Origin of the sequence: Pseudoalteromonas shioyasakiensis (genome assembly GCF_022398475.1) — a bacterium.
GTDB lineage: Bacteria > Pseudomonadota > Gammaproteobacteria > Enterobacterales > Alteromonadaceae > Pseudoalteromonas.
The window spans coordinates 1-12909 of record NZ_JAKEVM010000011.1 but is presented as its reverse complement, the minus strand read 5'-3'; the positions used below and the strand labels follow the sequence as shown (position 1 = coordinate 12909).

10 protein-coding genes are annotated in these 12909 nt (G+C 41.8%); 7 read left to right on the top strand and 3 right to left on the bottom strand.

From position 1 onward, the window contains the following. Positions 1 to 6: 6 nt before the first annotated feature. Positions 7 to 906, bottom strand: coding sequence for an ATP phosphoribosyltransferase (gene hisG, locus L1D51_RS03895; protein WP_239962740.1), 900 nt, complete (start codon positions 904 to 906; stop codon positions 7 to 9). A 356-nt stretch (positions 907 to 1262) separates the two neighbouring features. Here hisG and L1D51_RS03890 point away from each other — a divergent pair, with 356 nt between their 5' ends. Both L1D51_RS03890 and L1D51_RS03885 read left to right on the top strand, forming a co-directional pair. Further along, a complete protein-coding gene (locus tag L1D51_RS03890; RefSeq protein WP_055021689.1) occupies positions 1263 to 1496 on the top strand; it encodes a hypothetical protein in 234 nt (77 codons plus the stop codon). A 90-nt stretch (positions 1497 to 1586) separates the two neighbouring features. Then, positions 1587 to 2552: a sensor domain-containing diguanylate cyclase gene (locus L1D51_RS03885; protein WP_239962730.1), complete on the top strand. Its 966-nt coding sequence runs from the start codon at positions 1587 to 1589 to the stop codon at positions 2550 to 2552. A 27-nt stretch (positions 2553 to 2579) separates the two neighbouring features. Here L1D51_RS03885 and L1D51_RS03880 read toward each other — a convergent pair whose 3' ends face one another. Continuing rightward, positions 2580 to 3863, bottom strand: a complete 1284-nt coding sequence (locus L1D51_RS03880; RefSeq protein ID WP_054563878.1) for a cation:proton antiporter — start codon at positions 3861 to 3863, stop codon at positions 2580 to 2582. A gap of 225 nt (positions 3864 to 4088) precedes the next feature. Further along, entirely contained in the window at positions 4089 to 5168 is a 1080-nt protein-coding gene (locus L1D51_RS03875; protein ID WP_239962728.1) for a mechanosensitive ion channel family protein, read from the bottom strand. A gap of 388 nt (positions 5169 to 5556) precedes the next feature. Here L1D51_RS03875 and L1D51_RS03870 point away from each other — a divergent pair, with 388 nt between their 5' ends. The 5 genes from L1D51_RS03870 to L1D51_RS03850 all read left to right on the top strand — a co-directional run bounded on the left by L1D51_RS03870 (position 5557) and on the right by L1D51_RS03850 (position 12809). After that, entirely contained in the window at positions 5557 to 7752 is a 2196-nt protein-coding gene (locus L1D51_RS03870; RefSeq protein WP_054563877.1) for a M4 family metallopeptidase, read from the top strand. 70 nt (positions 7753 to 7822) lie between these two features. Beyond that, positions 7823 to 9685, top strand: a complete 1863-nt coding sequence (locus L1D51_RS03865) for a M28 family metallopeptidase (protein WP_425605531.1) — start codon at positions 7823 to 7825, stop codon at positions 9683 to 9685. A gap of 104 nt (positions 9686 to 9789) precedes the next feature. Then, complete coding sequence (yoaA, locus tag L1D51_RS03860) at positions 9790 to 11706, top strand: DNA repair helicase YoaA (RefSeq protein WP_054563876.1); 1917 nt, start codon at positions 9790 to 9792, stop codon at positions 11704 to 11706. A 10-nt stretch (positions 11707 to 11716) separates the two neighbouring features. Beyond that, positions 11717 to 12409 carry a tRNA (adenosine(37)-N6)-threonylcarbamoyltransferase complex dimerization subunit type 1 TsaB gene (tsaB, locus tag L1D51_RS03855; RefSeq protein WP_239962726.1) on the top strand — a complete coding sequence of 231 codons (693 nt, stop codon included), beginning with the start codon at positions 11717 to 11719 and terminating at the stop codon, positions 12407 to 12409. A gap of 76 nt (positions 12410 to 12485) precedes the next feature. Next, complete coding sequence (locus L1D51_RS03850) at positions 12486 to 12809, top strand: hypothetical protein (RefSeq protein ID WP_239962724.1); 324 nt, start codon at positions 12486 to 12488, stop codon at positions 12807 to 12809. Positions 12810 to 12909 lie beyond the last annotated feature (100 nt).

Below are 12909 nucleotides of genomic sequence, written 5' to 3'. Positions count from 1 at the left end.
GGATAATTACTCCATCATTTTTTCAATTGGCATAACAAGAATTGAGTTGGCACCCAGTGCTTTTAACTGTTCCATTGTTTCCCAGAAAAGGGTTTCGCTGCTAACCATGTGTAGTGCAACATAATCGTCGCTACCAGCAAGCGATAGTAAAGTTGGTTGGCCAGTACCCGGTAGTAAGTCGCACACTTCATCAAGCTTTGCTTTTGGTGCGTGTAGCATGATGTATTTACTTTCTTTTGCTTGGCGTACACCACGTAGACGCGGCATTAACGTGTTGATTAAATCAAGTTTGCTTTTATCAGTAAGGTCTTTGTTTTGAATTAAACAGGCATTTGATTCTAAGATGGTGTCGCCTTGCATTAAGCCGTTTGCTTCTAACGTTGCACCAGTAGACACTAGGTCACAAATTGCATCAGCCAAACCAGCACGCGGTGCGACTTCAACAGAGCCCGTTAACATGACTGTGCTTGCGTTAATGCCTTCGCGTTTTAGGTATTGGCTTAAGATTTCTGGGTAAGTAGTGGCAATGCGTTTACCTTCAAACCAGCTTTTATCTTGTGGACCAAGTTCTTGTGGCCATGCAAGTGCAAGGCGGCAGTAACCAAAATCAAGCTTAGAAAGTTTATTTACCTCGAATGCCACGCCTTGGCGTTCGCGTTCGGCTTGAACTTCAACAAGTACGTTTTCACCAACGATACCTAGGTCACACACACCGTCCATTACTAGGCCCGGAATATCGTCATCGCGTACACGAAGTACATCAATTGGCATGTTGGTAGAGTGTGCGATTAAACGTTGTTCACGAAGATTTAATTTAACACCAAGTTGTTTTAGTAACTCTTGGCAGTCTTTTGATAAGCGGCCGCCTTTTTGGATGGCGATTCGTAAACGATTGGTATTGCTCATTATTCATTTTCCTTTAATTCAAAAACTAAAAACCCCGAGGGAACCTCAGGGCGAAAATAAATAATTTGGTTGATTGCTCGCCAGAGGTTCCTTTTAGGAATAACCTCTCAGCGAAAAACCTGACAGGCTATTCCGGTGAATGATGGTGATGATGGATAGTTGTCAGATTGAAGCGCATAATTTTTCCTGTATTTCACTCGTTTGTGTAAACCAGTGCGTATATCTGTTTAAATAAGTTACGTATATAGATAAACATGCTTTGCTAATCTTTGGCAAGCATTTTTTTGCGAAATTAAAGTATATCTTATAACTGCCGATATATAACGGTTAGATAGTAGGTACAGTAGGAGGTGCAAATGGATATCATGATCCCCTTTTTAGGTCGAATTACGCGCTTACAGTTGGAAAGTAAAGGTGCGTTTCATATTGCGGGCGTAAAAGATGCGAACGTGCAGCGAATTGAGCTTGAAAAGCGCCAAAAACGTGAAATAGAACGCCGCAAAAAAGCCGCTAAAAAAGAAGATAAAGGTAACAAAAGTGTCATAGAAGAAGATGAAGAGGGTAATAAACACCTAGATACATGGGCTTAATACTCAATATAAAATTTGTTTTTATGCAACTGTGCGGTTTTTTCTGCTAACGTTAAGAAACACTTGTGTTGTAACTTACAAGGCAATTCAATGGAACGACCCTCAGTGCCATTAAATGAGCAAGCTAGGCTTGAAGAGCTTCGCTCATTAGATCTTTTAGACTCTCAAAGTGAACCCGCCTTTGACCGAATTACTCGCCTTGCCCAGCAATTTTTCTCTGTACCAATTTGTGTTATCAGTTTAATTGACGAGCACAGACAGTGGTTTAAGTCATGTGTAGGGCTAGATGTGACAGAGACCGCAAGAGACGTTTCTTTATGCGCCCATGCAATTTTATACAAAGACCCGCTTGTGGTTGAAAATGCCTTAAATGATAAGCGTTTTGCTGATAACCCACTGGTAATGGGAGATCCGAATATCCGTTTTTATGCGGGCTGCCCAATTACACTTAAATCAGGAAATAGAATTGGCACTTTGTGCCTTATCGATCATCAACCGCGCAGTTTTAACAAACAAGAAATTAAAGCCTTACAAGACTTTGCAGCAATCGTCGAGCGAGAGTTTGCAATCATGCAGTTAGCAACTACCGATGAGCTTACTTTATTGCCTAATCGTCGCGGTTTCATTAGCACCGCAGAGCATTACCTTGATTTATGTATTCGCCAGCATTTAAAAGCAAAATTAGTGTTTATTGATTTAGATAATTTTAAAGCGATTAACGATAAATTTGGTCATGCTGCTGGCGATAGAGTACTGAGAGATTTTGCTGGATTACTAGAGAACTGTTGTCGCAAGGCTGATTTATATGCACGTTTGAGCGGTGATGAGTTTGTGATTTTATTTACAGATTTAAATACCAGCGAATGCGACAACATAATGCAACGCTTGTTGTTGTCATTCAGTGACTTACCTAATAGCTTTAATAACCAAGTTGAGCTTGGCTTTTCTTATGGCATTGCTGATTTTTCTGGTCAGCAACCTTGCTCACTAACTAAATTGCTGTCTGCTGCTGACGCGCGAATGTATGCCGATAAAGCACAAAAAAAGGCCCGATAAACGAGCCTTTAGAGCAAAAAGCTGTGCTTAATTTTTTGCTTCTGCTGATTGAATACTACTTTGGATCAACGGCGAAATTGTTAAACCTTGTACGATAATCGAGAAAATCACTACCACGTAGGTGACAATAACAATTAGGTTATGAAGGTCTGAGCCTGCAATCATTACTTGATCGCGTGGGATGGCAGCTGCCATTGCCAGCGCTAGACCACCCCGTAAGCCACCCCAAGTGAGTATTTTCACCGAGTGCTTATCGTATTGGCGATACTTTTTAAAGAATACAAATGGCGCACCTACACTTATGAATCGCGCTAGCAACACCACGGGTACCATCAGTAAACCTAAGCCAATTTCTTCAAGAGTAATCGGCATAGTGACGATGAGCATACCGATAATCAAAAACAGCAAGGCGTTTAAAAAGCTATCGGTGGCATGCCAAAAGTCTTTCACGTAGCGAGTATCTTCAGGCCCCGTACGCTCTGTTGCTTTTGAACGAGTAATATTGCCAAGTAAAATACCACTGGTGACCATAGCAAGTGCACCTGAGATTTCCCAAATATTCGCTGCTGCAAAGCCGGCTGTTGGAATGGTCAAGGTTAGTAGCAAACGAATGTTAACATCGCGGCTATTAATAATTAAAAAATGCCCGACTAACGCAATCACGAGACCAAACACTATACCGCCAATTGCATCAACTAAGAACAATTCAGCAACGTCAGTAAAGGTGGCTTCGGTGCCATAAAAGGCCACTGAAAATATCGTTGTGAAAATCACCAAACCAATACCATCATTAAACAAAGACTCACCTTCAACTTGCACAGAAATACCTTCTGGGGCTCGCATTTGTTTAATAATGGCTAACACTGCAATCGGGTCGGTTGGGCTGATTAAAGCACCAAACAACAAGCAGTAAATAAACGGTACAGGCCAGCCTACAAAAGCAAACAAATAATAGCTTAAGTAACCAACAATGACCGTTGAGGTTATGGTTGAAAATAACACTAATGCGGTAATTTCCCACCGTTGTTTACGAAGGGCTGCTAAGTTGATTTCCAGCGCACCTGCGAATAGTAAAAACCCGAGCATGCCTTTTAGTAGCAACTGATTAAAGTTGATACTTGAGACAATTTGAGTCATTTCGAGGGCCGTGCTATCACCGAGCATTTTAACGGCAAGTATAAGAAGCAAAGAAATAACAACAGAGCCTGTTGTTATAGCAATCGTGGTTTGCATTTTGAGGATATATTGGTTAGCAAAAGCAATAAAAATAGCTAATGCTGAAAGAAAACAAATGAGGTACCAAGCATTCATTGTTTGACCTTAAATATTTTTATAACAAGACGCAGAAAGCAGTCACTTTCTGGCCGCATATAGTACGCCTCTAATATAGGTATGTCACAGTGTTTATGCGATTTTTATGACATTTTAGAGTAAAAATTCAAGGTGCTGATTGCATATGTATAATCGCTGTTAATAATGTCTCAAAAGAGACAAAATAAACCTGATAAAAGCGCAATAGTGATAACCTCAGTTAGGTCAATCAGCCTGTTTAAACTGGGCTGATTCTTGGCTGGTATTAATAGCTCTGATTGGGTAAGGAATAACAATTCCTTCTTCTGCGTAACGTTGGTGTAATGCTTTAATAAAAGCTGATTTTACCCAAAAGCGGTTAAAGTACTCTTTTGCTCTTAACATCACCGTAAAATTGATGCTTGATTGATCAAATGTATGAAAGACCACAAAGGTTTCGTAATCATCGATGCCCCATTTATGGCTTTTTAATATCTGCCTTGCTACATCCAACGTAACCTGCTCAACTTTTTCAAGGTCGGAGCCATAATGAACACCCACTTCGACGGGGACGCTGAGCTCTTTTTCTGGGTAAAAATAGTTAATGATGCGCGATTTAGACAGCTGACTATTGGGGATGACTATCATGTTATTTGGCAACATTTTTACCCAGGTTGAGCGCCAACCAATTTTCTCAACAAAGCCTTGATCGCCACTTTCAAGCTCTATAAAGTCGCCGACCCGAATAGGTTTATCAATCACCAACTGAACGCCAGAGAAGAAGTTTTCGAGTGTCGGTTGTAAAGCCAAAGCGACGGCAAGAGAGGTAATGCCCAAAGAGGCAATAATCGGAGTGATTGATATACCCAACGTGCCTAATAACACCAATAAGCCAACACACACAATTGCGCAGCGGATCAAGCCTTTAATGATGCTATGACTATTCGAAACCACTACAGAGCGGGCGCTGTAATAATCAACGGTGCCAAATAAGAAATGGTCTAAAAATAACACTAAGGCAAAAATACAAATGGCTTTAGCGGTGGCCGCAATAGGTAAGGGGTGCTCAGCCATAAAGCCGGTGGTGTTTAATAACTGACCAAAAATGATCACAAGCACCATCATTGTGCATAAGGTTAATGGTGTAGACAGTGAGTCAACCAGTAATGAGTCGAAAACAAAGTCGGTTCGTTGGGTCCATTTCTTTAAGCAATAGATGATTACAAACTTTAATAAAAACAAAGCTGTGGCGGCTAATACAGTACCACCAATGACGACCAGCCATGGCTCATTTAGCCATTCGTTTTGTATCAGATCAGTAATCATGCTTAGTCCTTAAATCCTAGATACTTGGCATTGCTGCAAGTTATGTACCCAGACTTTTTTATGGATATCTAATCCTTTTAGCTGTGAATCACAAATAATGAGATGAGCAAAATAAAAACAAATAAAAGGTACAAATGTTTAATAAATGTTATTATTTTGTATCAATAATTTTACACTTTAAATGCATCTATTAACATTTAATAAACCTTTCAATTCCTATCCTGCTGTTATTTATGACTTTTCAATTTAGAGCTAATACTTTATTTGTAAATTTTTTGTTTCATTTTCAATTTCGCTCCATTCAATCTAGGCTGGTCACTAATCGGGAACAGTGCAGTCCGGTTACTAGGAAAATATTAAATACATAACAATCTAACGGAGCGTAAACGTGAATTTATCTAAAATCACATTAGCAACTCTTGCTGCTTTTGCTTTGACTCAAGCAACAAGTGCAGTAGCTGCGAACAAGAAATACCTAAACGAACAAACAGGGATTAACCAAGCTTTGCAAACCAATGCATCATCTGTATTGAGTGCAAATCCAAATCAGTTAGTTGGTTTAGGTGCAGGGAATGATTTAGTTGTATTAAAAGAAATCAAAACCAGTAACGGCAACACCACGCGTCGTTATCAGCAGATGTATCAAGGTCTACCTGTTATCGGCGATACGGTTAGCCTTACATTTGATGGAAATGGCCAATTAAAGCGCGCACATGGTGCAGCGGTGTATGACATTGCCGCCGACATCGACTCAGTGTCTCCGGCACTAAACAAGAAAAAAGCAATGGCAAAAGGCCTTGCTAACTCACCTGCTGCAATTAAATCAGTTGGGTTAAAAAAACATAATGAACAATCACGTTTGGCTATTTGGCTAGATGAGGACAGTGTTGCACACCTAGTGTATGAAGTATCTTATGTGACGTATGGCGACAACCCATCTCGTCCGTATCAAATTATTGATGCTAACAGCGGTGAAGTTTTATTTAGCTTCGATAACTTACAACATGCTAGTGCAACAGGCCCTGGTGGTAACTTAAAAACCGGTAAATACATCTACGGTACTGACTTTGATAGTCTAGATGTTACTCAGTCTGGCAGCACCTGTACGATGAATAACGCAAATGTAAGAACCATTAACTTAAATGGCGGTACAAGTGGTTCAACAGCGTATTCGTTTACATGCCCAGAAAATACCTTTAAAGAAATTAACGGTGCGTACTCGCCTTTAAATGATGCGCATTATTTCGGTAACGTCATTTTTAATATGTATAACGATTGGGTCGGCACTGCGCCATTAACTTTCCAATTGAAAATGCGCGTTCATTACGGCAATAACTATGAAAATGCGTTTTGGGATGGCAGTGCCATGACCTTTGGTGATGGTCAAAATACCTTCTATCCACTGGTAAGTCTTGATGTATCGGCGCATGAAGTAAGCCATGGTTTTACCGAACAAAACTCAGGCCTTGTTTATTCTGGTAAATCAGGTGGTTTGAACGAAGCGTTCTCTGATATGGCAGGTGAAGCGGCTGAGTTTTACATGAAAGGCTCAAACGACTGGTTAGTGGGTCAGGAAATCTTTAAAGGTAACGGTGCACTACGTTACATGAATAACCCAACCCAAGATGGAAGCTCAATTGACCATCAAAACAATTACTACTCTGGTATGGATGTTCACTACAGCTCAGGTGTATTCAACAAGGCATTTTATAACCTTGCAACCACACCAGGTTGGGATACGCAAAAGGCGTTTGTTGTGATGGCACGCGCTAACCAACTTTACTGGACAGCCAGCACAAACTGGGATTTAGCAGGTAACGGCGTGATGGATGCGGCCTGTGATTTAAGCTATGACCCAGCAGATGTTCAAGCTGCACTTGCGGCGGTTGGTGTGACTTCAAGCTTAAGTGCGGGTAGTAGCTGTGGCACAACTGAGCCACCTCCGGGCGGTGATGAAGAGCTAACCAATGGCGTTGCACGCACAGGGATCAGTGGCGCTGCTAAAGATCAAATGTTCTTTACTCTTGAGGTGCCAGCAGACGCAACGAATTTACAATTCAATACAACTGGTGGAAGTGGTGATGCAGATCTTTACGTTATGTATGGCGCAAAACCAACACTGAGCAACTTTGATTGTAAAAGCACTTCATCTACTAGCACAGAAAGCTGCGCTATAAGTAATGTACAAGCGGGTACTTACTACGTAATGGTAGAAGCGTGGAATCAAATTTCAGGTGTATCACTTACAGGTAGCTTTGATTCGGGCAGCGGTGGTGGTGTAACACCGATAAACCGTACTGAGTCTAACTTAAGTGTTGGCACAAATAGCTGGACTCGCTTCACGCAAGACCTAGATGCGGGTTATTCGTCACTTGATGTGACTATTTCTGGTGGCTCTGGTGATGCTGACTTGTATGTGAACTTTGGTTCACAATCGACAACATCTAGTTATGACTGCCGTCCTTATAAAAACGGCAATAGCGAAACCTGTACATTTACAAACCCACAAGCGGGTACTTGGTATATCGACCTTCGCGGCTATCGCGCTGCAAGTGGTGTAACACTCACCATTTCGGCTAACTAGCCACCCTTTTAGGGAGCTTCGGCTCCCTTTTTTTATTTTCATTAAAATGCAAATCATAAAAGGATTGATTATGACAACCCGTCTAACACAGTGCTTAATGGGCTTTGCCACACTGTCACTGAGCCAACTAAGTTATGCAGCGCAAGACGAAACAATTTGGGTCACCATTGATGCCCTTGCTGCAGAGCACTTTCAACAAGATACACTGAGTAAACGTAAACAAAACAGCAATTTTGCGATGCAAAAATCGGCTTTGAATCAAGTTAATTTTATGCGCGTTAACAAGCAGGATATCGCTGGATTAAGTGAGTTTATGCACGATAACTATCATCGCTGCGGTGGTTTTGTAGCCCATGACTCATTAGCAGATGCCGAGCTCTATACTCAGCAATTAAATGCTGTAGCTCAGACAGCTATGAATGCGAGCCTAGTAAACTACAGTATTGATAATGCCACGACAGTTAACGCACTAATATCATCGATTGATAGTAGCGAACTGAGCGATACGGTTAATAGCATGATGAACTTTCATAACCGATATTATTCAGTGCAAAGTGGTGTTGATGCAGCCGATTGGTTAAAGAGCCATTGGCAGCAAATAGCCAGTAGCCGCAGTGATATAAGCGTTGAGTATTTTAACCATAGTTTTTCGCAATCATCAGTTATTGTGACCATTCCTGGTGCAGAAAAAGCAGATGAAATCGTCGTTATTGGTGGTCATTTAGACTCAATCAATCAGTCTAATCCAAGTAATGGTCGTGCTCCTGGTGCAGATGATAATGCCTCTGGTATTGCAGTGCTCACACAAACCCTTAAAGCAATTGTGGAAAATAACTACCAACCTCAGCGAACCATGCAAATTATGGGGTTTGCCGCTGAAGAAGTGGGTCTTAGGGGCTCAAAAGATATTGCTCAGAGTTATAAAACTCAGGGTAAGAATGTTGTAGGTATGGTGCAGTTTGATATGACTGGCAATAACGGCAGCAACACAGATATTGTGATGATGACCGACTACACTAACTCATCGCAAAATCAGTATTTATCGCAGTTGCTCGATGCTTACCAGCCCACAGTGAGCTATGGCTTTGATCAATGTGGTTATGGCTGCTCAGATCATGCCTCTTGGTATCAACAAGGGTTTGCCGCCTCAATGCCATTTGAATCAACAATGAGTGATATTAACCCATTGATCCACACATCAAATGATGCCCAATTTGATGCGGCTCACGCCAGTAAATTTGCAAAATTGGCAGTGAGCTATGTTGCTGAAATGGCAAAGAACGCTGGTGATGTTGTAACTGAGCCGACTAATCAGCTTGAAAATGGCGTAGCTAAAACAGGTTTGTCGGGCGCAGCAAAAGATCAGTTACTCTTTACACTTGATGTACCCGCAATGAGCAGTAACCTTGAGTTTGTAACAGAGGGCGGCTCGGGCGATGCTGATTTATACGTTAAATTTGGCGCTAAGCCGACCTTACAGGACTTTGATTGTAAAAGTACAACCTCTACAAGTAATGAAAGTTGTGTGATGTCGTCAGTTCAAACTGGCAAGTATCATGTCATGGTTGAAGCGTGGAATGAGATTTCGAATGTGTCACTCACGGGAAGTTATAGCACCTCAGGTGGCGGCGAAAACGTTGACCGAACTGAGACAAACGTGAGTGTGGCTACCGGAAGTTGGCAGCGCTTTACTCAACAAATTCCAGCAGGCCTTAGTAATTTAACGGTGACGATTACTGGCGGTAGTGGCGATGCAGATTTGTATGTTAACTATGGCTCAGCGTCAACAAGTTCAAATTATCTATGTCGGCCGTACAAAAATGGTAACGAAGAAAGTTGTCAATTTGATAACCCACAAGCTGGCACTTGGTACATAGATTTACAAGGTTACCGAGCTGCATCGGGCGTTACATTAACGATTCAAGGACAATGATTTAAACCCAATCATACTTTTAACCATGAGGAAGCCTTGCTTCCTCATTTAGTCTTGCCCTTGGCAAGTCAGTTACGTAAAATCTGCCCATCACTTTTAATCTATTGGCGAAGTTTATCAAACAACTTTTCAGTGCCACTGGCCCCCTTGCACTTTCTCTTGATGGATATACTCCTCGGCAGCCACAAATTGACATGGCTGTTGCAGTTGATGATGCCTTAAAAAAACGTCACCAATTAGTGGTTGAGGCGGGCACAGGCACGGGTAAAACCTACGCTTACTTAGCGCCTGCGTTAAAATCAAAAGGCAAAACCATCATCTCAACGGGTTCAAAAGCACTACAAGAGCAGTTGTTTCATCGGGATTTACCCAACTTAGTCAAAGCACTAAGCGCCACTAAAAAAGTTGCCCTTTTAAAAGGCCGTGCGAATTATTTGTGTACCTATCGCTTAAGTCAGCATGTTGCGCATGTACCAACAGATGATCCTGATGTAATGCATCAACTCGCGATGGTGGCAAAGTTTGCAAGTGAAACCCGTTCAGGCGATTTAGCAGATTGTATTGGCATAGAAGAAGACGCCAAAGTACTGCCTTATGTTAGCTCAACCGCAGATAACTGTTTGGGTAAAGAGTGCCCCGATTTTCAAGATTGCTACATTCGTAAAGCCCGCTTAAATGCCATGGAAGCTGACGTGGTGGTGATCAACCATCATTTATTCTTTGCAGATATGGCTGTAAAAGACACAGGTTTTGCTGAATTAATGCCTACGGCAGACGCCTATATTTTTGATGAGGCTCATCAGCTCAGTGAAATTGCCAGTGACTATTTTGGTGAAAGTGTTAGCACCAAAAAGCTGGTGGATTTAATTAATGACTTACGAGCAATTTACCGTGCCGATATCCCTGACATGCTGCAATTAGGCAAAACTCTCAACAAGTTAGAAACTAGCGTGGCAGATTTACGCTTGCAGTTTGGGGTTGATGGTAGCCGTGGTGATTGGCGTGAAAAGCTGGCTGATAAAGATATTTGTGCAGCACTGCACCGGGTCATTAGCGACCTCGACTTTTTATACCAAGTATTAAAGTTATGCTTGGATCGTAGCGAAAAAATAGAGCATCCGTTTGAGCGTACGCTGGCCTTTAAAGGTCAGTTAGAGCGGGTATTTGATACAGCCCAAACGGGCTATAGTTATTGGTACGAAACCACTCGCCGATACCTAACGGTAAACATTACACCACTCAATGTATCGGCTAAATTCGCACAAATGATGAAAGACACAGGAGCAGGCTTTGTGTTTACATCGGCGACTCTATCGGTCGATAACGAATTAGAACACTTTAACGCTAGCCTTGGTTTAAAACCAACGCAAAGCATGATTGTTGAAAGTCCGTTTGATTACCAACAACAAGCGCTACTTTGCTTACCGCGCTACTTACCTGAGTCTCATGCGAATAATATGCCCCATGCAATTATCAAGCTGACCCTTGAGTTGATTAAATCAGCAAAAGGTCGCTGCTTCGTGCTCTTTACTAGCTATCGTATGATGCACTTAGTGGCTGAAGGTTTAACCACACAAATGGATTATCCGGTTTATATGCAAGGACAAATGTCTAAACGCATTATCCTTGAGAAGTTTACCCGTCATGGTAATGCCGTTTTACTCGGCACAGCCTCATTTTGGGAAGGCGTAGATGTTAGAGGCAGCACATTAAGTTGTGTTATCATTGATAAATTGCCGTTTGCCGCACCTGATGACCCATTATTGCAAGCAAAAATGCAAGATTGCCAGCTGCAAGGTAAAGACCCATTTGCCCATATTCAATTACCTCAAGCGGTCATTGCATTAAAGCAAGGGGTAGGGCGACTTATTCGCGATAGTAAAGATAAAGGTGTGTTGGTTATTTGCGATAACCGCCTAGTAACACGCCATTACGGCCAAGTATTTTTAAAAAGTTTGCCACCTATGCGCCGCACGCGCGACTTAGCAATGGCAAACGCGTTTTTAGAACAGATCAATTAGAGTAACTTAGATGATTAAACACAATATTCTTGCCTTAGATGCATCAACAGAAGCTTTATCGCTGGTGCTACATTATCAAGGGCAAACATTTCATCATTTTGAAGAGTGCCCTCAGCAGCACAGCCAAAAGATTTTGCCTTTAATTGATGAGTTACTCGCAAAGGCACAATGTAAACTAGCCGACTTAGATGTGATTGGCTTTGGTCAAGGACCGGGTAGCTTTACTGGCGTGCGTATTAGTGTTGCGATTGCTCAAGGTTTAGCGTATGCCGCACGCTTACCTTTGGTTGGCGTATCAACATTGCAGATGATGGCGCAACAAGCGTTTGAGCAAGACCAAGCTAACGATGTGTTTTCTGCGATTGATGCACGTATGGGTGAGATTTATTACGCTCATTATAAAGCTGATGATAATGGCTTAATGACACTAGTTGATGAAGAGCAAGTCATTAAACCTGAGTTGCTAACGTTACCTGAAACAACAGCGGCAGCGGTGGGTACGGGTTGGCAGACCTATCCTGCACTTGTCACAGATTTGGCAAATGTAAGCTTAAATGAAAACATTTTACTGCCTGATGCGAAGTACATGCTGGCCTCGGTTGCCACTGCATTCGCTAACGGTGAAACGGTGACTGCAGCCAATGCACAGCCTAAATATGTTCGTGATACAGTGACTTGGAAAAAGCTACCAGGCCGAGAGTAACTGAAAGAATAACGGGACTTGCGTGCCCGTCAGTTATGGCACATAATTTAGTCATGTTTGATGTGGAATTACGAGTTTGACTTTACCTATTGGCTCAGGCTTTTATACCGGTGACATTCCCGGTCAATATAGCCGTAAAAATACCGTTACTGATAAGCCCAAAGCGATATCAGACCAAACGGCTGAGCAAAAATCGTCAACAGAGTATGTTAAATCAAGCCCTCAAGCTGTTGCTATTGCTGATGAATTTAAAGCTGAGTCGCTAAACTATCAGCAAACAATTTATGACAAACCAAGCAACCCAAAAACCAGTCGTGCTATTTCAACCTATACGGAATTTGCTAACTTAGAACGCCGAGCCGAAGTGCAAAGCCTTATTGGCGTTGATGTATATGCTTAGCTAACTGGTATAATTGGTGAAACTGAATTCACAAAAAAGCCTAAACAAATTGTTTAGGCTTTTTTTATGATTGGACAGTATTCAATATAAATTACTGTTT

Excerpts from the sequence above, each read along its gene's own strand:
- L1D51_RS03880 (WP_054563878.1), bottom strand. The coding sequence starts at position 3,863 with ATGAATGCTTGGTACCTCATTTGTTTTCTTTCAGCATTAGCTATTTTT.
- L1D51_RS03890 (WP_055021689.1), top strand. The coding sequence starts at position 1,263 with ATGGATATCATGATCCCCTTTTTAGGTCGAATTACGCGCTTACAGTTG.
- L1D51_RS03865 (WP_425605531.1), top strand. The coding sequence starts at position 7,823 with ATGACAACCCGTCTAACACAGTGCTTAATGGGCTTTGCCACACTGTCA.
- L1D51_RS03885 (WP_239962730.1), top strand. The coding sequence starts at position 1,587 with ATGGAACGACCCTCAGTGCCATTAAATGAGCAAGCTAGGCTTGAAGAG.
- hisG (WP_239962740.1), bottom strand. The coding sequence starts at position 906 with ATGAGCAATACCAATCGTTTACGAATCGCCATCCAAAAAGGCGGCCGC.
- tsaB (WP_239962726.1), top strand. The coding sequence starts at position 11,717 with ATGATTAAACACAATATTCTTGCCTTAGATGCATCAACAGAAGCTTTA.
- L1D51_RS03875 (WP_239962728.1), bottom strand. The coding sequence starts at position 5,168 with ATGATTACTGATCTGATACAAAACGAATGGCTAAATGAGCCATGGCTG.